This is a genomic window from Streptomyces sp. GD-15H (assembly GCF_045291515.1).
GTDB lineage: Bacteria > Actinomycetota > Actinomycetes > Streptomycetales > Streptomycetaceae > Streptomyces.
Map to the genome: position 1 here is coordinate 4,877,061 of NZ_CP149447.1, position 20,196 is coordinate 4,897,256.

Sequence of the window (20,196 nt, forward strand, 5' to 3'; positions counted from 1 at the left end):
CACCCCACACACCACCCGAAAGCCGCCCCATGCTCGATCTCACACTGCGCAACGCCCGCATCCGCACGGTGGACGACCGCCACCCCCGCGCCCACACCCTCGGTGTTCTGGCGGGACGGATCGTCGGCCTCGACGAGACGGTCGAGGACCTGCCGGCGCGCACCGTGCTCGACTGCGGCGGCGCGGTCGTCGTCCCCGGATTCGGCGACGCCCACAACCACATGGCCTGGTTCGGCCAGTCCCTCGGCGAACTCGACCTGAGCACGGCCACCACGTTGTCCCAGGTCTACGACGCCGTCGCCCGCCGCGCGGCCGCCCTGCCGGCCGACGCCTGGATCGTGGGCGCCGGGTACGACGACACGGTCATGGGCGGGCACCCGCACCGCACGGAACTGGACCGGGCGGCCGGCGGGCGGCCGGTGTGGCTCAAGCACCGTTCCGGGCACATGTGCGTGGCCGGCAGCGAGGTGCTGCGGCGGGCCGGCGTCCTCGACGGCGGCGTCGACGCCCCCGAGGGCGGGATCGTGGTGCGCGACGGCGGCGGCTCCCCGACCGGCCTGCTCCAGGAGCGGGCCCAGGCTCTGGTCACCGACCTGGTCATGCCCTACCCGGTGGCCGAACTGGCCGACGCCCTCGGCCGCGCGAGCGAGGTCTACGCCGCGGAGGGCCTGACCCACGTGGTGGAGGCCGGGATCGGGCTCGGCCTCATCGGCCGCAGCCCCGTCGAGGCCGCCGCCTACCAGCTGGCCCGCGAACGCGGCACGCTGCGCACCCGGGTCGAGCTGATGGTCGCCGCCGACAACCTGCACGCCCTGCGCGCGCACGCCGACGACGGCATCACCACCGGAATCGACCTGGGCCTGCGCTCCGGCTTCGGCGACGACCGGCTGCGCCTGGGCCCGATGAAGATCTGGCTGGACGGGTCGCTGATCGGCCGCACGGCCGCGGTCTCCGAGCCGTTCTGCGGGCACGACCACACGAGCGGCGTCTACCAGAACAGTCCGGAGGAGATGCACCGGCTCGTCGTCGACGCCCACCGGGCCGGCTGGCGGGTGGCCGCCCACGCCATCGGCGACAGCGCCGTCGACCTCGCCCTCGACGCCTTCGCCGAGGCGCAGCGCGTGCTGCCCCGCCCGGACGTGCGGCACCGCATCGAGCACTCCGCGGTGGTCCGCCCCGACCAGCTGGACCGCTACGTGGAGCTGGGCGTGGTCCCGGTGCCGCAGGCGCGCTTCCTGTATGACGTGGGCGACAGCATGGCCGAGGGACTCGGCCCGGAACGTACCCTGTGGATGTACCGGCACCGTTCCTTCCTCGACCGGGGGATCCGGGTGCCGGGCAGCTCCGACCGGCCGGTCGCCCCGGGAGCCCCCCTCCTCGGGATGCAGTCCATGGTCGAGCGCCTCAGCCGGGCGGGCACCGTGCTCGCCCCGGACGAGCGGGTGAGCGCGGAGCAGGCCCTCCGGGCCTACACCATCGATGCGGCATGGGCCAGCCACGACGAGAGCCGCCGCGGCAGCATCACCCCCGGCAAATATGCCGATTTCGCCGTACTTTCCGATGACCCTGTCACCGTCGACAGCGATCGGATGGGCGCCATCGACGTCCTGGCCACCTTTGTGGCCGGTGAGTGTGTCCACGGCGCCGACACCCTCGGGAACCTCGCGGCAGCGAACGGTCCCCTCCCCACGACCGGAACCCCCCGGCCGGACGCAAGGAGTCACGCATGAGCACAGTCGGTCAGGTCACCCCAGGGGCTCCGCCGGGCGCATCGGCCGATACGAAGAGCAAGGACGCCGGACGGGTCGCCTTCGCGTCCTTCGTCGGCACGGCACTGGAGTGGTACGACTACTTCCTCTTCGGTACCGCCTCCGCCATCGTTTTCAACCGGCTGTACTTCACCACCCTCAACCCCACGGCGGCCACCCTGGCGGCCTTCGCGACCTTCGGTGTCGGATTCGCCGCCCGGCCGATCGGCGCCCTCATCTTCGGATGGCTCGGCGACCGCATGGGCAGGAAGCCGGCTCTGCTGATCACCGTGGTGATGATCGGTGTGGCCACCGGCCTGATCGGTCTGCTGCCGGGCTACGCCACCATCGGCGTGGCCGCGCCGCTGCTGCTGGTGCTCCTGCGCCTGGTCCAGGGCATCGCCGTCGGTGGTGAGTGGGGCGGCGCCATCACCCTGGCCGTGGAACACGCGCCGCCGGGGAAGCGCGGCTGGTACGCCGCACTCCCGCAGGTCGGCTCCCCCGTGGGCACCCTGCTCTCCTCCGGCGCCTTCGCCCTGGTGCTCCTCCTGCCGTCCGAGTCCTTCGACTCCTGGGGCTGGCGCCTGCCGTTCCTGATGGCCTTCCCGCTGATGGGTATCGCCGTCTACATCCGCCGCAAGGTGGAGGAGTCGCCGCTCTTCGACGAGATGCTGGAGCAGAACGAGCAGGCCAAGGTGCCGGCGCTCGACATCTTCCGCCAGGCCTGGGCCGGCTGCTGGTGGCGATGGCCTCGGCGACCCTGGGAGTCGGCGGGTTCTACATGCTGACCACGTTCATGATCAGTTACGGGGCCGACACCCTGGGAATGCCGCGCTCCCTCATGGTCAACGGGACGCTGGTGGCGGCGGTCGTCCAGATCGTGGTGATCCTCGTCGTGGGACGCATGGCGGACCGCCTCGGCCCCGGCCGGGTCACGCTGTGGGGCGGTCTGCTCAGCGCCGCCTTCGCCTTCCCGCTCTTCTGGCTGGTCGAGACCGAGAACCCCGTCCTGGTCGTGCTGGCCATGGCGGCCGGCATCGGCGTGCTCTCCGTCGCGTACGCGGTGTCCGGGGCGCTGCTCGCCGAACTGTTCCCGGCCCGGCTGCGCTACACCGGCGTGGCTCTGTCCTACAACCTGGCCGGCGCCCTCACCGGCTTCCTCCCCTTCCTGGCGACCGCCCTGCTGGCCGCCGGCGGCGGGGCCTCCTGGCCGGCGGCCCTGCTGCTGATGGCCCTGGCCCTGATCACCGCCCTCGGCGGACTCCTGGGCAGTCGGCTGCGCGTGAAGGACGACGCCCTCACCGCCTGAGCCCACCGGCCCGCGTCCGGCACCGCCCCGTACGGTGTCACCGACGCGAGCCGACTCCTCCGTGCGGCCCGCTGCCCCTCGTGCAGCGGGCCGCACCGCCGTTCCGGCCCGGTCCGGCGGGCACGTACAAGGAGTACTCGGCGAAGCCCCGCCGCAGGGGGCGGGCGGCAACCGCTCCGCCTCCGGTCGAGCGCGGCGGCTCCTGCCGGGAGAGCGTGCCCGCAGGCCGCGACGCCGCGCGCGCCGACGGCGTCGTCGGCGGCGACCTGCGCGGTGCGGCGCCGCCGTCGCCCACGGCCGACGTACGCTCAGGCGGCCTCGACGGGAGTCAGCAACGCGCGTACCGCCGTGGCCTCCGGTGAGCCCAGTGCCTCGTAGATGCGCACGGCCTCCTCCCAGCAGACGCGGGCGCGCCCCATGTGGCCGACGCCGGTGAGTGCGTGCCCCAGCACCGTCAGGACGTTGCCGCGCCGCCATTCCCCGCCGATGCCGCGCAGCACCGTCAGCGCCATCTCGGCGTTCGCCGCGGCCTGGGCGTAGCGCTGCGCCGCGATGTCGACCTCCGCCAGGCGGACCAGGGTCATGCCCTCCCACAGGCGCTGCCGGCTGTCCCGGAAGACCTCCAGCGCCTCCAGGAGCCGGTCGGCCGCGTCGACGAGCCGGTGGCTCTGGGTGAGGGCCATGCCCAGCGCGTAGCGCCCGTTCGCACCGCGCATGGAGTTGCCCATGGCGTCGTAGATCTCCATGCCCTCCTGGGCGAGTGCCACGGCGCTGTCCGTGCTGCCGGTGGCCAGCTGGACCCGCGAGAGGTTGCAGAGCGCGCTGGCCTCACCGGGGCGGTCGCCCAGTGTCCGGAAATGCGTGAGGGCGTGGGAGAGGTGCTCCTCGCCGGCCGCGGTGCGGCCCTGGTAGAGCGCGATCACGCCGCGGGCGTTGTGGGCCCAGCACACGGGCAGCAGGTCGTCGGCCCGCCGTGCGAGGTGGATGACCTGTTCGGCCTCCTCGTCGGCCAGGTCGAACCGGCCGCCGTCGAGGTGCGCGTGCGCCAGGGTCATCAGCGCCCGGGCCTCCACCTGCGCGACGCCGACCTTCCGGGCCGCGTCCCGCAGGGTCCGTGCCGTGAACTCGTACTCCTTGGAGTTGGCCCCCGACTCCGACAGGTCGAGCGCGGCCCACAGCAGGTCGATGCTGCGGCGCAGGGTGTCCGGCCGGTCGGCGCACTGCCGGGCGAAGGACAGCAGGCAGTTCGCCTCCGTGTACAGCCAGTCCCGCGCCGGCTTGCGGTCGGGGAAACGCAGCCCGGGATGGTCGGTGGCGGCCAGATGGTCGACCAGCCGGTCCCCGGGCCGCTCGATCGCGTACACGCCCGCCGCCGTGGCCAGGTAGAAGTCCAGGAGGCGGGACAGGGCGGCGGTGCGCTCGCCCGGGGGGTGTTCGTCGCGTTCGGCGCACGCACGCGCGTAGAGGCGGACCAGGTCGTGCAGGCGGTAGCGGCCGTGTGCCGCGGACTCCAGCAGGGAGGTGTCCACCAGGGACTCCAGAAGGTCCTCCGTGTCGTCGGCCGGGAGGTCGAGGACCGCCGCCGCTGCCGCCAGGGAGATGTCCGGGCCGTCGGCCAGGCCGATGAGGCGGAAGGCACGGGCCTGGGCCGGCTCCAGCTGGCCGTAACCGAGTTCGAAGGTGGCCTTCACGGCGAGGTCGCCGGCCTGCAGCTCGTCCAGGCGGCGGCGTTCGTCGGCGAGCTTGGCCGCCAGCACCGAGACGGTCCAGGTGCGGCGTGCCGCCAGCCGGGAGGCCGCGATACGGATGGCCAGCGGGAGGAAACCGCAGGCAGCCACGACGTCCAGCGCGGCCTCGCGCTCCGACGCCACCCGCTCCTCGCCGACGATCTTCGTGAACAGGGCCAGCGCCTCGTCCGGGGACATCACGTCCAGGTCGATCAGGTGCGCGCCGGCCAGGTCCACCATCCGGACCCGGGACGTCACCAGGGCCGCGCAGCCCTCCGTGCCCGGCAGGAGGGGGCGTATCTGGGCGGCGTCCCGCGCGTTGTCCAGCAGCACCAGCACTCTGCGGCCGTCCAGGAGGGACCGGTACAGCGCCGCCCGTTCCTCGAGCGAGTCGGGAACGGCGGATTCGACGATGCCGAGGGCGCGCAGAAAGGCGCCGAGGACCGTCTCGGGCTCGGCCGCCCGCTGGCCCGCGCCCTGAAGGTCGACGTACAGCTGGCCGTCGGGGAAGCCGGCCCGTGCCTGGTGGGCGACGTGCACCGCGAGGGTCGTCTTGCCGACGCCGCCTATCCCGGCCAGCGCGGACACCGCCATCACCCGGCCCTCGGCCGAGGCGAGGAGCGCGCCGAGTTCGCGTACGAAGGACGAACGGCCGGTGAAGTCCGGCACGGTGGCGGGCAGTTGCGCGGGACGGACCGGGGCGGCGGCGGGTTCGGGCGGCGCGGGGAGGAGGGCTCCGCCAGGTGGGGGTCCGCTTGGAGGATGCGCTGCTGGAGTTCCCGCAGGCCGGGACGCGGGTCCACGCCCAGCTCGTCGGCGAGCAGCCGGCGCGTGTCCGCGTACACCGCCAGCGCCTCGGCCTGGCGTCCGCTGCGGTACAGCGCCAGCATCAGCAGCTCGCGCAGGCGTTCACGCAGCGGGTGGGCCGCCGTGAGCGCCGTCAGCTCCGAGACGGCCTCCGCGTGGCAGCCCTGCTCCAGGTCCATGTCCAGCCGGGTCTCGGCGAGTTGCAGGCGCCACTCCTCCAGCCGCACCCGCTGTGCCTCCGCGTACGGGCCCGGTACTCCCGCCAGTGTCTCGCCGTCCCAGAGTGCGAGGGCGCGGCCCAGCCGTGTACGGGCCGTGCGCAGGTCGCCGGCGTTCTTCGCCCGCTCCGCCTCGGCGGCCAGCCGCTGCGCCATCGAGACATCCAGCGCGCTCTCGCCCGGCCCGCGCACGGCGTATCCGCCGGACTCGCTGACCAGGACTCCGGGGTCCAGCACCTTCCGCAGCCGGGACGCGTACGTACGGACCGCCGCCAGCGCCTGCGAGGGCGGCTCCTCGCCCCACAGGGCGTCGATCAGCTCGGCCGCGGTGGCCGTACGGCCCTCGCGGAGCAACAGGGCGGCGAGCAGGGCACGTTGCTGAGGGCTGCCGGTGCTGACGGGCTCGCCGTCGCGCCAGGCGCGCACCGGTCCGAGCACGCTGAAGCGCAGCACCGGCGGCTCGGGCGGTGCTGTCGGCGAACCGGGACGTCCCTGCTCCGGCACTCGCGGTGCACCCTCCATGGGGTCCCCCTATGCATCCTGAACAACCACGCCAGTCTGCCTTGTCCGTGACGGATGCGTCAGCCGTGCGAGACGGCGATCACACGGTGGCGCGCACGGGTCCACAAGGCCCCCACACCTTCTGCGTACCCGTGTGCGTCGACATCTCCGAAACCGCTCCTCACTCCCGTAGTCGACCTGCCGTCAGGTATGCGAGAGGAGTGCCGCCGCCCGCGGCGGCGCTGCTCGCCTCAGCCGTCCAGGTCGACCCGTACCGTCAGCAGTCCCGCCCCCACCGTCCGTACCGTCGCGCTGTTCGCACGCGGCAGGGTGCGCAGCCGGGCGACCGGGTCGTCGTCGGGCAGCGGATGGGCGGTACCGGTGTGCCAGCGGCCCCGGACGCGGACCCGCACCCGGGGGTTCGCGCGGATGTTGCGCACGTACTGGGACCGCTCGCCGAACTCCGACACCAGCCAGAAGGAGTCCCCGACCCGCCGCCCGCCCACCGGGGTGCGCCGGGGCAGGCCGGAGACGCGGCCCGTGGTCTCCAGGAGGGTCTGCAGCGGGAGGCGGCGCAGAACGGGGTTGACGATCCGGCGCTGGACGGCGGTGACGGCCCGGTACTTGCGTTCGGCGTGACGGCTCATGGTACGGCGAGCCTACCGGCGGCCCAGGAAGATCGGGTTGGTGAACGCGGCCAGGGCGCCCGGCAGCGGGCCGGCCGCCGTCTCGTGCCGCAGCTCGGCGCGGACGTAGGCGGCGTACGCCGGGGTGGTCCGCCACTCGACGACACCCGAGCCGGACACCGGCAGCGGGCCACTGGTGTGCAGGACGCCCTGGTCGGTGACGAGGCGGACCGTGCAGCGCGGGGCGCCGCCGGCCTCCAGGCGGACGGTGACCGGCGTGTCCGGGGCCACGCCCAACCGCTCGCCGATACCGGCGTGCTCACCCCGCCCGCCCGACGCCGTGAAGGCGACGGAGACGCGTGCGGACTCGGCGACGTACGAGCGGCCCGCGCGGATGCCCTCCAGGACGGCCCGGCGGGACAGCTCGTCGGCGAGGACGACGGTCTGCGGGTGACCGACGACGTCCGGGTCCCGGTGGGCGTCGCTGTTGCCCATCGCCGGAATCCAGCCCCTCCCGTTCCGCCCGTCCCACCCGTCCGGGGAGTCCCGCCCGCCCCGCACCGAGGCGACGAGCATGCTGTCCCAGTCGGCCAGGGCCACCTCGTCGTCGGGTGTCCAGGGACCGTTCCACACCTCCACGGCGTCCGCCTCGCCGAAGCCGAACTTCCAGTTGCAGCCGATACAGGTGGCGTGCGGATGCGCCGGTACGACCAGGCCCCCGGCGTCGCGGACTTGGCGGGCGAACCGGCCGAACCGGTTGTCGCGGGCCCGGTAACGCCAGTCGACGAAGGTGCCGGGGTCCGTGCCGAGCGCGACGACGTGCCCGTTGCGGGTGGTGACCTCCTCACCCAGCAGCACCAGCAGGTCGTCCCCGGCGGCGTCCGCCCAATGGGCGTGCGCGGAATGGGTGTTGTGCTCGGAACTGTTGAGGAAGTCCAGCCCCGCCGCCCGCGCGAGCGCGGCGATCCCGGCCGGGGTGCGGCGGCCGTCGGAGTGGCAGGAGTGCAGATGGCAGTCGCCCCGGTACCAGGCCCGCCCGCGCCCCTTGGCCCGCTCGGGCGGATACACCGGCCAGACCGTCTCGCCGGGCTCCCCGTAGGTCAGCGTGACCGTGATCTCGTACGACAGCCCCTGCGGGGCCACGGTGTACGGGCCCAGCGCGATGTGCCAGGTGCCCTCCCGCACCGGGCCGGGCAGATAGCCGGGGGTGGCGTCGTCCGCCCGGAGGAAGAACTCCGTACGGGCCCCGCCCGACCAGCCCCGGAAACCCGCGCCGCCCAGCTCGGTGCCGCGCTCGTCGAAGATCCCGATGTCGAGGGCGTTGCCCGCGGTCCCGGCCGGGACGGACGGTCTGTCGTAGCTGTAGGCGACCCTGATCTCCCGCACGCCGTCCGGTACTTCGACGGGAACGTAGACGAAGTCGGGGGCGCCCGGCGAGAGGGTGCCGCGCACCGTCCTCGTCTCCTGTCCACCGCGGCCGGCCGCGGAAGCGAAGCTCACGCTCCCCAAGGTAAGCGCGGCGGCGGCTCCCGTCAGGAAGACGGCACGCCGACCGATCCCGCTCCGGTGCTCCTCGCACGTGCTGCTGCTCCCAGGTGTCGTGTGCGGAAAGGGCGGACGGCAGGGCACGGGTGGTGCAGGGGCGTTGCGGTACCACACTGGTATTGAGCGGTGAACTACCGTGCAAGGGAAGGGAATCAGCGGATTCAGCGGCGGAGACCGCTCAGCGCCGGCCGCTCTGCCGTGAGCTCTCCCGCCCCGCCGCGCCCGTCCCGATGTCCCGACCGGTCGGTATGGACAGAAGGTCTGGGCCCGGGTATGGATGAGTCCGTCGTCCGCGTACGAAAGGCCCGCTCATGCGCATCGCCGTCACGATCTTCCTCACCGACGAGACGATCACCCCGACCCGGATCGCCCGTGAGCTGGAGCAGCGCGGCTTCGCCGGGCTGTATCTGCCCGAGCACACGCACATCCCCGTCGAGCGGACCAGCCCCTACCCGGCGGGCGGCGACCTGCCCCGGGAGTACAGCCGCACGCTGGACCCCTACGTCGCGCTCGCGCAGGCCGCGGCCGTCACCGAGAGGCTCGGCGTCGGCACCGGCATCACGCTCGCCGCGCAGCACGACCCGATCGACCTGGCCAAGCAGATCGCGACCCTCGACCACCTCTCCGGCGGCCGGTTCACCCTCGGGCTCGGCTTCGGCTGGAACGTCGAGGAAGCCGCCGACCACGGGGTGGAATGGCGTACGCGGCGGGAGCTGGTCCGGGACCGGATGGGCCTGATGCGGTCCCTGTGGGCGGAGGAACCGACCGCGTACAAGGGGGAGTTCGGCAGCGTCCGGGCCAGTTTCGCGCACCCCAAGCCGGTGCAGAAGCCGCGCGGTCCCGTCGTCGGCCCGCGCACGCTGGTCGGCGGGACGGCGGGGCCGAAGCTGTTCACGCACATCTGCGAGTACGCCGACGGCTGGATGCCGATCGGCGGGCGCGGCCTGTCCCAGGCGGTGCCCCGGCTGCGCACCGCCTGGGCCGACGCCGGCCGCGACCCCGGCGCCCTCCAGGTCGTCCCGTACGCCGTCCAGCCCAGTCCGGGCAAGCTCGCCCGCTTCGCCGAGCTCGGGATCGAGGAGGTCGTGGTGCAGCTGCCGCCGGAGGGGGAGGCGGGGGTGCTGCGGGCCCTGGACGCGTACCAGCCGTTCGTCGACGGCACGGGCGACGGCACCCGTGACGGCCGGTGAGCACCGGGCCGGGAGGAGGGCCCGGGCCCCCGTTTGCCCTGATCACCCCGAACGTATGCTCAAAGAATGACGACATCCGCGACCTCCGGAACCGGCCCCACCGAGAGCTCCCTGCGGCGCGCCCTCAAACGGGCCCGGGACGGCGTCTCCCTGGACGTGTCCGAGGCGGCCGTCCTGCTCCAGGCGCGCGGTGAGCAGTTGGAGGACCTCTGCGCCTCGGCCGCCCGGGTCCGGGACGCGGGCCTGGAGGCGGCAGGCCGGCCCGGAGTCATCACGTACTCGAAGAGTGTGTTCGTCCCGCTGACCCGGCTGTGCCGGGACAAGTGCCACTACTGCACCTTCGTCACCGTGCCCGGCAAGCTGCGCCGGGCCGGGCACGGGATGTTCATGTCGCCGGACGAGGTCCTGGACCTCGCCCGCAAGGGCGCCGCCCTCGGCTGCAAGGAAGCCCTCATCACCCTCGGCGACAAGCCCGAGGACCGCTGGCCCGAGGCGCGCGAGTGGCTCGACGCGCACGGCTACGACGACACGATCGCGTACGTCCGCGCCGTCTCCATCCGCATCCTGGAGGAGACGGGACTCCTCCCGCACCTCAACCCGGGCGTCCTGACCTGGACCGACTTCCAGCGGCTCAAGCCCGTCGCGCCCTCGATGGGCATGATGCTGGAGACCACCGCGACCCGCCTGTGGTCCGAGCCCGGCGGCCCGCACCACGGCTCCCCGGACAAGGAACCCGCGCTGCGCCTGCGCGTCCTGGAGGACGCCGGCCGCTCCTCCGTCCCCTTCACCTCGGGCATCCTCATCGGCATCGGCGAGACGTACGAGGAGCGCGCCGAGTCCCTGTTCGCCCTCAGGAAGGTCTCCCGCGCTCATCACGGCATCCAGGAACTGATCGTCCAGAACTTCCGCGCCAAGCCGGACACCGCGATGCGCGGCATGCCGGACGCGGAACTCGACGCGCTTCTCGCCACGGTCGCCGTCGCCCGGCACGTGCTGGGCCCGTCCGCCTGCCTCCAGGCCCCGCCGAACCTCGTCGACTCCGAGTACGGACGGCTGATCGGCGCCGGCATCAACGACTGGGGCGGCGTCTCCCCGCTCACCATCGACCACGTCAACCCCGAACGCCCCTGGCCGCGGATCGACGAACTGGCCGAGAAGTCCCGGGCGGCCGGTTTCGAGATGCGCGAACGCCTCTGCGTCTACCCGGAGTTCGTCCGGCGCGGCGAACCCTGGCTGGACCCGCGGCTGCGCCCGCACGTGGCCGCGCTCGCCGACCCGGCCACGGGCCTGGCCCGCCCGGACGCCGTGGCCGAGGGCCGCCCCTGGCAGGAACCCGACGAGGTGTTCGCGGCGAGTGGCCGCACCGATCTGCACCGCACCATCGACACCGAGGGTCGCACCGCCGACCGCCGCGACGACTTCGACGAGGTGTACGGCGACTGGGGCGCCCTGCGCGAGGCCGCCGCCCCCGGCATGGCGCCCGAGCGCATCGACACCGACGTGCGCCAGGCCCTGGCGACGGCGGCCGACGACCCGACGAAGCTGACCGACGACGAGGCCCTCGCCCTGCTGCACGCGGACGGTCCGGCGCTGGACGCCCTGTGCCGGATCGCGGACGACGTACGGAAGTCGGCGGTCGGCGACGACGTCACCTACATCGTCACCCGCAACATCAACTTCACCAACGTCTGTTACACCGGCTGCCGTTTCTGCGCCTTCGCACAGCGCCGCTCCGACGCCGACGCGTACACGCTCTCCCTGGAGCAGGTGGCCGACCGCGCCCAGCAGGCGTGGGACGTGGGCGCGGTGGAGGTCTGCATGCAGGGCGGCATCCACCCCGACCTGCCGGGCACCGCGTACTTCGACATCGCGCGGGCGGTCAAGGAACGCGTCCCCGGCATGCATGTGCACGCCTTCTCCCCGATGGAGGTGGTGAACGGTGCCACCCGCACCGGCCTGTCGATCCGTGAGTGGCTGACCGCGGCCAAGGAGGCGGGCCTGGACACCATCCCCGGCACGGCGGCGGAGATCCTCGACGACGAGGTCCGCTGGATCCTGACCAAGGGCAAGCTGCCGGCGGCCACGTGGATCGAGGTGGTGACCACCGCCCACGAGCTGGGCATCCGCTCGTCCTCGACGATGATGTACGGCCACGTCGACCAGCCCCGCCACTGGCTCGGGCATCTCAGGACACTGGCCGGTATCCAGCAACGGACCGGTGGCTTCACGGAGTTCGTGACGCTCCCGTTCATCCACACCAACGCCCCGGTCTACCTGGCCGGCATCGCCCGCCCCGGTCCCTCGATGCGCGACAACCGCGCGGTCACGGCGATGGCCCGCCTCCTGCTCCACCCGCACATCCCCCACATCCAGACCAGCTGGGTCAAATTGGGCGCGGAGGGCGCGGCGGACATGCTCCGCTCCGGCGCGAACGACCTCGGCGGCACCCTCATGGAGGAGACCATCTCCCGCATGGCGGGCTCCTCCTACGGCTCCTACAAGTCCGTCAAGGACCTGATCGCGATCGCGGAGGCGGCGGGCCGCCCGGCCAGGCCCCGCACCACCCTGTACGGCGAGGTGGACGAGGAACGCCGCCAAGCGGCCCGGACCTCCGACGGCCACCTGCCGGACCTCCTGCCGGTCCTGGAGTGAGGCCGGGGCGGACCGGGACGGGCGAGGGCGGCCCACCCCATCGCCCCGCCCCAGCCGCAGTACGATGATCGGGCCCCGAGGTGAGGGGTTCTCGTAGCTGAGGAGATGCGTACCGGTGCCTGCCCGTCTTCCTTCGTGGGCCTGGGTGACCGGGCTGACCACGGGGGCGATAGCCGCGGTGGCGGTCCTGGCCGTCCAGGCGGACCAGGGGCCGAAGCCCACCGCGTCCACGAGCCGCCCGAGCGCGTCGGCGACGACGGACGCGAAACCGTCCGCCGAACCGAAGGAGAAGGAGAAGGAGACCGGGGCGGAGTCGGAGGCGGTCCCGGCCGGCTCGGGCACCGGTCGCCGTATCGTCTACTCCCTCGACGACAAGCAGGTGTGGCTGGTGGACGCCAGCGACGCCCCCCGCCGTTCCTTCGAGGTCTGGCCGGGCACGGTCACCCCCGACCCCGGCACGTACACGATCGGCATCCGCACCGAGGCCACGACCGGCAGCGACGGCGTCGAGGTCGAGCACATCATCTACTTCGCCGCCAAGTCGGGCGTCTCCATCGCCTTCTCCCACGCCGTCGACGGCTCCTCACCCCCACCGGCCGACGGCCGGCCGACCGGCGGCATCCGCGTGGGCAAGGCGGACGGCGAGGCCCTGTGGACCTTCGGCACCCCGGGCACGACGGTCCGGGTCGTCGAATAACGGCAGATCCCGGCCGATCCGACGCCGTCGCGGGCGATCAGTCGGTGTCCTTGGGGTGCCGGGTGGACGCGCACACGAGGTGAACCGTCCGGCGCTCTTCGTCAACGAGGTAGCGAACCCGGCCGCCTGCCGTCACCTCGTCCTCCCACTGGGCAAGGTCCTGACCGCGAAGGTTGCCCGTGGCCAGCCGGCCGCGCAGCCGGTGCTGACGATCGAGGTCGGCTCGGGAGCACGGGTCACTGCGCAGTGCCTCGAAACAGCGACGTGTGTTTCCCGGCGCCTCCGCGCCCAACTCGCCCCATCCCTTCGCTGCCTCGTTCGTCGCGAATCGCAGGTGCCATTCCTTACCCACGGAGGGTGGGGCGATGTCGTCACCACGCTTCGGGGTCACGGTGCGGACACCTCGCCATGGTCCTCGTCCGGCAGCCGGCGGGTGAGCTGTGCGGTGAGTTCGGGGTCGGCGAGGATGCGGGCCGTCGCGCGCCATTCGGCGATGACGCGGTGGAGTTCGCCGTGTATGTCCAGTTGGGCGACGTCATGCGTGGCGTCGATGAGGTCGGTCACGAACTGCCGCAGCTCCTCCGTGGACAGGTGACGGACCCAGGGGAAGACCGAGGGGAGCGCGCGCTGTACGGCTCGCTCGCCTCCATCGCTGCGCACGAGGGCGGCGAGGAGGCGGGCCGTGACGTCCGCGGTTTCTCGCGCTGTCGGTCATGGCGGGCTGTGGTCAGGTAGAGGTCCTCGCCGTCCCGACGTGTGAGGTGTACGCGGTGGGCCCGGTCGAGCGTTTCGGCGACACGTCTCGAGTTCTTCGAGAGCTCCGAGAAGGCAACCGTGGGAGTGGACATACCAGGAACCGCACTTCGGAACGTATTCCGAAGTAAATCGATGGTGTAGGACCTCATCGTGATCGCGCGATGAGGTCGGACACCGTCGCGACGACGCGAGGAACAACCCGGGGGCGGTCGGCGAAGGTCGGGACGCAGATGATCAGTGTGACCAGTAGTGGTCGGGTTCGGTCGTTTCGGGCGTCGCTCCCCCCACCACTTCGCGCACTGAAACGCTCACCCCCGTTCGTTACAGTGCTGGGCGTCGTACGTACGCACGGGGGCCTGGGAGGTCTGGGTGGACGCGACTGCCGGGCCCGTGTGGGGGCGGCGCGAGCAGCAGGACTTCCGCAGCCGGGTGCGCGGAACGCTGCTCGGGGTCGCCCTCGGGGACGCCCTGGGCGCGCCCGTGGACGGGCTGGGCGCCGACGCGATACGGGAGGCGCACGGCGCCGCGGGGATCACCGGACTCGCCCCCGCCCACGACCGGCGCGGGGCCGTCACGCACCTCACCCAGATGACCCTGTTCTCCGTGGACGGGCTGATCCGCGCGCAGGTACGGCGCGACACCGGCGCCTGGCATCCGCCGACCGATCTGCACCGGGCGTATCTGCGCTGGGCGGTCACGCAACGGGACTGGGGGCCGGACGAGCGCCGGGCGGAGGACGGGTGGCTCGCGCGGCAGGAGTGGCTCTACGCCCGTCGGGACCCGGCCCGCGCGCTGCTGCTGGGGCTCGGGGACGGGCGCATGGGGACGCCCGAGTCGCCCAAGAACCCCGGTGAGGCGGGGCCCGAGGCGGCGGCCCGTTCGGCGCCCTTCGGGCTGCTCGTCGGCTGGGAGCCGCAGCTCGTCGCCCAGCTCGCCGTGGAGTGCGCGGCACAGACCCACGGGCACCCGATCGCCTCCCTCGCGGCCGGCGCGTACGCGGTGATCGTGCACGGGCTGGCCCGGGGCGAGAGCCTGGACCCGGCGGTGCAGCGGGCGCTCGCGCTGCTGGCCGCCCGGCCGGGGCACCAGCCGGTGTCGGACGCCCTGCAGCAGGCACTGGGCGCCGTGCGGCAGGGGATGCCCACCCCGGAGCGGGTCGCGCAGCTCGCCGGGGCGGGCACGGCGGAAGGGCTCGTCGCCGCCGCCGTGTACTGCGCCCTGGTGGGGGAGGACATGCGGCACGGGCTGTGTCTCGCCGTCAACCAGGACGGGCCGAGCGCGGTGGCCGGCGCGCTGACCGGCGGGCTGCTGGGCGCCCTGCACGGCGAAACGGCCCTCCCGCCGGCCTGGCTGGCCGAACTGGAGGGCCGTCCCACGATCCTGGAACTCGCCGACGACTTCGCCATGGAGATGACCCAGGGTCCCGCCCTGCACGGTCCCGCCGGCTCGTCCCCGGCCTGGCTGGCGAGATACCCCGGGGGGTCGGAGGCACCCTGCCCGGGTGACCTCCGCGATTCCCGGTCCTTCGGGCTGCCCGGCCTTCGGTCGCCAGTCCTTCGGCCGCTGGTCCTTCGTCTGCGCGCCGGCCACGCGCGGTGTCTCCTCCGCCGGGGCCGGGATCGCCGCCGCGGTGGAGTCGTCGTCGGTGTCGATGCGTTCGCGACGCGTCAGCGCAGTTCGTCCGGGCAGGGCGTGCCGCGCGGCACGGTGTACGGCGCCGCCAGCCGGTACGTGCCCGGCTCCGGCGCGAGCAGCACCGTCCACTTGTCGCCGTTCGCGTCCTCTTCCGTCTCCCTCAGGCAGCCGTGGACGTTGTCGTACGTCTTCGGCGCGTCCTCACCGTCGCCGTCCCCGGCGGAACGCTTCTTGGACTCCTCCGTCTCCTGCGGCGGTTTCAGTTTGTCGCCCTCCGCGTCGACGATGCTCAGCCACGGCGAGTACGGGATGCGCACGAGGACGCGGCCCGCCTTCTCGACCCGTATCGTCATCTCGCCCTGCTCGGCCCGCTCCACGATCGCGTGCGGCTCGGCCAGCGGGGTCGGCTCGCTCACCTCGAACAGCTGCCAGTTCGCGTCGCCCCAGACCTGCTTCAGATACGGCAGCCCGCGCTGCACCAGCTCCCGCTCCCGCTGACCGCCGTCACCGTCCGGCTCGTCCTTCGGCAGCACCACGAAGTGCACCGCCCAGCGCTTCAGCCATTCGTGGTAGTTCGCCGAGTTGAGCGTGTCGTCGTAGAAGAGCGGGTTGCGCTCCATGTCGGCCTGCCGGTTCCAGCCCCGGGCCAGATTGACGTACGGCGCGAGCGCCGAGGCCTCGCGGTGCGAACGCGCCGGCACGACCTCCACCCGCCCCCGCTCCGCACCGACCTCCTGGAGCTCGTTCACCAGCGGCGCCAGCTCACGCGCCCATGACGCGGCCGGCGTCGTGTGCACGACGTCGTCGACCGACTTGAAGCCGATCCACACGGTGAACCCGACGAACGCCACGACGATCGCGTACCACTTGCGGCTCCGCGGCACCGCGAACGGCAGCGCCGCCACCAGCGCCACCCCGGCGAACAGCATCGCCAGCCGCGTCATGTTGGAACCGATCTGCGAACTGACCAGCCAGACCAGCACCACGCCCAGCCCGTACACCGCGGCCGTGATCCGGACCGTGATCCACTCCCGGGGCACCAGGACGGCCACCAGGACCGAGAACACCAGCGGCAGGACCACCGAGCCGAACCCCATCGGCTGCGTCCCCGAGAACGGGAACAGCCAGGCCGACACCGCCACCACCGCGGTCGGACCCAGCCCCAGCGCCCACGCCCCCGGCCGCCGCTTCTGCAGGAACAGCGCCACCGCCACCAGCCCCACGAACAGGCCCGCGACCGGCGAGGACATCGTGGCCAGCGCCGCCAGCGGCGCCGCGCACAGGGCCTTCGCCCAGCGCTTGTAGCGCCAGCGGTACGGCCAGCAGAACACCACGGCGACCGCGGCCAGCCCGAACATCACGCCCAGCCCGAACGTCACCCGCCCCGAGGCCGCGTTGCCCAGCAGCCCGAACACGCCCGCGAGCGCGGCCCACAGCGGATTACGCACGCTGGGGAGGCTGCGGATCAGCAGCATCGTCAGGAGTGCGGCCGACACCGTCCCCGCGAGCATCATCGTCGTCCGCACACCGAGGAGCGACATCAGATACGGCGACACCACGCTGTACGACACCGGGTGCATGCCGCCGTACCACGCCAGGTTGTACGCGGAGTCGGGGTGCCGGCCGACGAACTCGGCCCAGGCGTCCTGCGCCGCGAGATCGCCGCCGCTGTTGGCGAAGGTGAAGAACCAGACGACGTGCAGTGCGCCGGCGAGAACGGTGACGGACAGCACCGGGTGCCGCAGCATCCGGGCCCGCACCGCGAGGACGGCGGCCCTGGGACGGGAGACCCGGGTGGGGGTCTCGGGGTCGGCGTCCGAGGCGGGTGCGGAGCCGCGCTCAGGGTCGGGTGTGCCGCCCGGCGGCTGATCTGCTTCCGAGGCGGGTATTCGCGGGCCGGACCCCGGGCCCGGATCGGCGTCGTCGGCGTGTGTCGGCTCCGCAGTGGCCACCTGAAGGCACTCCCCGTGTCCCGTCTTCTGTTCGCGTTCCGTTCGCGGTCGCGGCCGTCCGCCGTGGTGCTGACATCCGCGTTCCGGTCACCGGCGACCTGCCCGTTTCGTGACGCTAGCACGCACTCCGCCGACCGGCGCCCAGGGCGGGCACCGGTCGGCGGAGTGCGATGCCCGCCGCTCGCCGTGGATCAGGCGAGACGCGTCAGCTTGTCCGTGAAGCCGGGCTCCACGAGGTCCTCCTGGAGGGCGACCGGGACCTTGACGGCGGCGCTGCTCGTGCCGTCGCCCACGGTGAGCGTGCCCACCTTCGTACCGGCCTTCGCCTGGTGCGGCAGCTCCTCCCCGGCGAACGTCAGCTTCACCTTCAGCCCCGGCCAGCCGACGGCCTTGACGTCCTCGGTGACGGCGACGGGCGTACGGCCGCCGAGCCCGTCGTCCGCGTATCCGACGACGGTGCCCTTCTTCAGTACCGTCGTCGACTCCAGCGCGTCCTGCGCCGCCCGGATCAGCCGGTCTCCCGCGGAGAGCGCCCCGGCCAGGATCGTGTTGTCGGCGCCGCCCGCGGGCTGGCGCACGACGGCACCGACGATGGTCCGCGTCTCGCCGTCGATCTCCTTCTTCGCGGCGAAGACGAGGTTGCCGAGCGCCGAGGTGGTGGTCCCGGTCTTGATGCCGACGACGCCGTTGGACCCGACCAGCTGGTTCCAGTTGGGGTGGTTGTCCCCCTTGTAGTCGTCGTACGACATCATCGCGGCGATCTCGCGGAAGGCCGGCTGCTCCATCGCGGCCCTGGCCAGCTTCACCTGGTCCACGGCCGTACTCACCGTGGTGTTGTTCAGACCCGAGGGGTCCGTGTACGTCGTGTCGGTCATGCCGAGCTCCTCGGCGGCCTTGTTCATCTTCTCGACGAACGCCTCCTCGGATCCCGCGTCCCAGCGGGCGACCAGCCGCGCCACGTTGTTCGCGGACGCGATCAATACGGCTTCCAGTGCCTCCCGCTGCGAGATCTCGTCACCGGCGGTGACCTTGACGGTCGACTCATCAACGGCGTCGGCCTGCTCCTGCGCGGGGCCGTCGATCTCGATCATCGGGCCCTCGGCGCCGCTCTTGAGCGGGTGGTCGCGCAGGATCAGATACGTGGTCATGACCTTGGCGACACTGGCGATCGGTACGGGCTTCTGCTCACCGGAGGAGCCGAAGGTGCCGATGCCCTGCACGTCCAGCGCGGCCTGCCCGGCGGCCGGCCACGGGATGTCGACCTTGCCGCCGTCGAAGGTGTGACTGTCCTCAGCGGTGAGTTCCAGCGTGGGTGTGGGAAGCGGACGCATGTTCTGTACGACCGCGAAGACGATCACCAGCAGAACGACCAGCGGCGTCCAGATCTTGACCCGACGCACGGCCGTCCGCAGCGGGGTCTCCGGCGGCGGCGGGGTGTTGGTCAGCTCGGCCAGCAGATCCAACGGCGGCTTGGGCGGCAGCGGCTGCTGCCTCGTCAGCTCCGGCCCGACCTGGGGGACCGAACGGGTGGCGGCGGCGGGGGGAGTGACGGGCGATGCGGCGGCGGGCGACGCGGAGGGCGGCACCCGGAGCGCGGTGGTGACGGAGTCCCCGGCCTTCGGGGCCTTGCGGGTATCGGGGTCGTCCAGATCCTTGAGCGGCACGAACTTGCTGGTGCGCTCGGCCGGGGATTCGGGTGTGGGGTCGGGGGCGGGCCTGCCCCTGCCCTCGTCTTCGTCCTCGGGGGCGGTTTCCGCCGCCTTGTCGTCCGCCTTGCCGACGTCCTTGGCCGCGTCGCCCAGCTTCAGCATGGTGGTGGGCTGATCGACGGCGGGCGCGGAGGGACGCGGGGCCTTGAAAACGGCGGTGGGCTGATCGGTGGGGGGCGTGCCGGGAGTGTCGGCGTCGGTCTCGTCGGCGGACTTGGCGTCGACGTCGTCGGTGCCGTTCGCCTTGGCCGCGTCGGCCTCGGGGGCGGCCTCGTCGGCCTCGTCGGCCTCGGGGGTCGCGTCCGCGTCGGCGTCATCGCCGTTGTCGTCCGCCGTGGTGGTGCCGTCCTCCTCGGCATCCGGGACGTCAACGGTGTCAGTGGAGACGGGAGCCGCGTCGGCGTCGACCTCCGGTGCCACCTCAGCTTCGCCCTCGGTCTCCGCGTCCGCGTCCGACTCGTCGGTACCGTCGGCCCCCGAAGCCTCTTCTGAGCCCTCGTCAAGGCGCTCGCTGCCGTCCTTGCCGTCCTGCTCGTCCGTGTCGCCCCTGTCGGCATCCTGGGCCTTCTGAGCGCCCTCCGTGCCCTCGCCCGGACCGGCCTGATCCGCCTGCTCCGCCTCGTCCGCCGACCGCACCCAAGCGGCGGCGACGGCGTGCAGCCGCTCGTCACCTTCGGTGGCGGAATCGTCACGCCCGCCGGGTGTGGCTTCCTTGGCCTTGGAATCCGAGTCGGTGGAACCTGAGGCGTCCTCGTCCTCCTCGTCCTCCTGCTCGTCGGTCTGCGCCTCGCGCACCGACAACACCCGGGTGGCCGTGTCAACGCCCCCTGCGGAGCCCGTGGCCGACGCGGACGACGTGGTCGACGTACGAGACGCGGACGACTCCGACGCCGCGTCCCGACTCGCCGTCAGCCGGGGGTCCCGCCGCGCAGTGGAGTCCTCCGTCTCACTCCTGGCCTCGGGAACCGGACCCGCGCTCCCCGGCGTCGGTTCTGCCGACGACTCGCGCTGCTTCGACCTGTCGGGGGACTCGCCCGCCACCGATGCCTCCTCCGTGCGTCGCGCGTCCGCGCGTACGCCTACCGAACCGTGAATCCGCAATGCGCCTGTCCGGAACAACGCTC

Annotated in this window: 13 protein-coding genes and 2 pseudogenes; 8 read left to right on the top strand and 7 right to left on the bottom strand. The window is 72.8% G+C overall.

The window, feature by feature from the left end; translation table 11 throughout:
* Window positions 1-29 precede the first annotated feature (29 nt).
* The 3 genes from WJ438_RS23150 to WJ438_RS23160 are packed head-to-tail and all read left to right on the top strand — an operon-like array spanning window position 30 to window position 3,057.
* Window positions 30-1,730, top strand: coding sequence for an amidohydrolase (locus WJ438_RS23150; protein WP_406726933.1), 1,701 nt, complete (start codon window positions 30-32; stop codon window positions 1,728-1,730).
* Window positions 1,727-2,536: an MFS transporter gene (locus tag WJ438_RS23155; RefSeq protein ID WP_406726934.1), complete on the top strand. Its 810-nt coding sequence runs from the start codon at window positions 1,727-1,729 to the stop codon at window positions 2,534-2,536. The genes WJ438_RS23150 and WJ438_RS23155 overlap by 4 nt, the downstream gene beginning before the upstream one ends.
* Window positions 2,494-3,057, top strand: coding sequence for an MFS transporter (locus WJ438_RS23160; protein WP_406726935.1), 564 nt, complete (start codon window positions 2,494-2,496; stop codon window positions 3,055-3,057). Before WJ438_RS23155 ends, WJ438_RS23160 begins: the two co-directional genes overlap by 43 nt.
* A gap of 308 nt (window positions 3,058-3,365) precedes the next feature.
* Here WJ438_RS23160 and WJ438_RS23165 read toward each other — a convergent pair.
* From WJ438_RS23165 to WJ438_RS23175, 3 genes and pseudogenes are all read right to left on the bottom strand, one after another.
* A pseudogene (locus WJ438_RS23165) lies at window positions 3,366-6,331 on the bottom strand (BTAD domain-containing putative transcriptional regulator).
* Between the two features lie 230 nt (window positions 6,332-6,561).
* Window positions 6,562-6,957, bottom strand: coding sequence for a nitroreductase/quinone reductase family protein (locus tag WJ438_RS23170; protein ID WP_406726936.1), 396 nt, complete (start codon window positions 6,955-6,957; stop codon window positions 6,562-6,564).
* 12 nt (window positions 6,958-6,969) lie between these two features.
* Window positions 6,970-8,493 (bottom strand): CehA/McbA family metallohydrolase, encoded by a 1,524-nt coding sequence (locus tag WJ438_RS23175; protein WP_406729783.1) that lies wholly within the window; start codon window positions 8,491-8,493, stop codon window positions 6,970-6,972.
* Between the two features lie 299 nt (window positions 8,494-8,792).
* Here WJ438_RS23175 and WJ438_RS23180 point away from each other — a divergent pair, with 299 nt between their 5' ends.
* The 3 genes from WJ438_RS23180 to WJ438_RS23190 all read left to right on the top strand — a co-directional run bounded on the left by WJ438_RS23180 (window position 8,793) and on the right by WJ438_RS23190 (window position 13,020).
* The gene (locus WJ438_RS23180) at window positions 8,793-9,671 is read left to right on the top strand and encodes an LLM class F420-dependent oxidoreductase (protein ID WP_406726937.1); all 879 of its coding nucleotides are present in this window, start codon (window positions 8,793-8,795) and stop codon (window positions 9,669-9,671) included.
* 66 nt (window positions 9,672-9,737) lie between these two features.
* Window positions 9,738-12,323 (top strand): bifunctional FO biosynthesis protein CofGH, encoded by a 2,586-nt coding sequence (locus WJ438_RS23185; protein ID WP_406726938.1) that lies wholly within the window; start codon window positions 9,738-9,740, stop codon window positions 12,321-12,323.
* 115 nt (window positions 12,324-12,438) lie between these two features.
* Entirely contained in the window at window positions 12,439-13,020 is a 582-nt protein-coding gene (locus WJ438_RS23190) for a L,D-transpeptidase (protein WP_406726939.1), read from the top strand.
* A 37-nt stretch (window positions 13,021-13,057) separates the two neighbouring features.
* On the opposite strand, the gene WJ438_RS23195 is transcribed toward WJ438_RS23190, so the two are convergent.
* Window positions 13,058-13,411, bottom strand: a complete 354-nt coding sequence (locus WJ438_RS23195) for a hypothetical protein (protein WP_406726940.1) — start codon at window positions 13,409-13,411, stop codon at window positions 13,058-13,060.
* Window positions 13,408-13,680: a prevent-host-death family protein gene (locus WJ438_RS23200; RefSeq protein ID WP_406726941.1), complete on the bottom strand. Its 273-nt coding sequence runs from the start codon at window positions 13,678-13,680 to the stop codon at window positions 13,408-13,410. The genes WJ438_RS23195 and WJ438_RS23200 overlap by 4 nt, the downstream gene beginning before the upstream one ends.
* Before the next feature lie 465 nt (window positions 13,681-14,145).
* On the opposite strand from WJ438_RS23200, the pseudogene WJ438_RS23205 reads away from it, so the two are divergent.
* Window positions 14,146-15,258 (top strand): annotated as a pseudogene (locus tag WJ438_RS23205) (ADP-ribosylglycohydrolase family protein); the annotation flags it as partial.
* Window positions 15,259-15,443: 185 nt separating this feature from the next.
* Here WJ438_RS23205 and WJ438_RS23210 read toward each other — a convergent pair.
* Window positions 15,444-17,363, bottom strand: coding sequence for an MFS transporter (locus WJ438_RS23210; protein ID WP_406726942.1), 1,920 nt, complete (start codon window positions 17,361-17,363; stop codon window positions 15,444-15,446).
* Window positions 17,364-17,554: 191 nt separating this feature from the next.
* On the bottom strand, window positions 17,555-19,867 hold the full coding sequence (locus WJ438_RS23215) for a D-alanyl-D-alanine carboxypeptidase (RefSeq protein WP_406726943.1): 2,313 nt from the start codon (window positions 19,865-19,867) through the stop codon (window positions 17,555-17,557).
* 43 nt (window positions 19,868-19,910) lie between these two features.
* Here WJ438_RS23215 and WJ438_RS23220 point away from each other — a divergent pair, with 43 nt between their 5' ends.
* On the top strand, window positions 19,911-20,165 hold the full coding sequence (locus WJ438_RS23220) for a hypothetical protein (protein ID WP_406726944.1): 255 nt from the start codon (window positions 19,911-19,913) through the stop codon (window positions 20,163-20,165).
* Window positions 20,166-20,196: the final 31 nt, after the last annotated feature.

Coding starts and splice junctions, on each gene's coding strand:
- WJ438_RS23160 (WP_406726935.1), top strand. CDS start 2,494: ATGGCCTCGGCGACCCTGGGAGTCGGCGGGTTCTACATGCTGACCACG.
- WJ438_RS23170 (WP_406726936.1), bottom strand. CDS start 6,957: ATGAGCCGTCACGCCGAACGCAAGTACCGGGCCGTCACCGCCGTCCAG.
- WJ438_RS23185 (WP_406726938.1), top strand. CDS start 9,738: ATGACGACATCCGCGACCTCCGGAACCGGCCCCACCGAGAGCTCCCTG.
- WJ438_RS23150 (WP_406726933.1), top strand. CDS start 30: ATGCTCGATCTCACACTGCGCAACGCCCGCATCCGCACGGTGGACGAC.
- WJ438_RS23155 (WP_406726934.1), top strand. CDS start 1,727: ATGAGCACAGTCGGTCAGGTCACCCCAGGGGCTCCGCCGGGCGCATCG.
- WJ438_RS23180 (WP_406726937.1), top strand. CDS start 8,793: ATGCGCATCGCCGTCACGATCTTCCTCACCGACGAGACGATCACCCCG.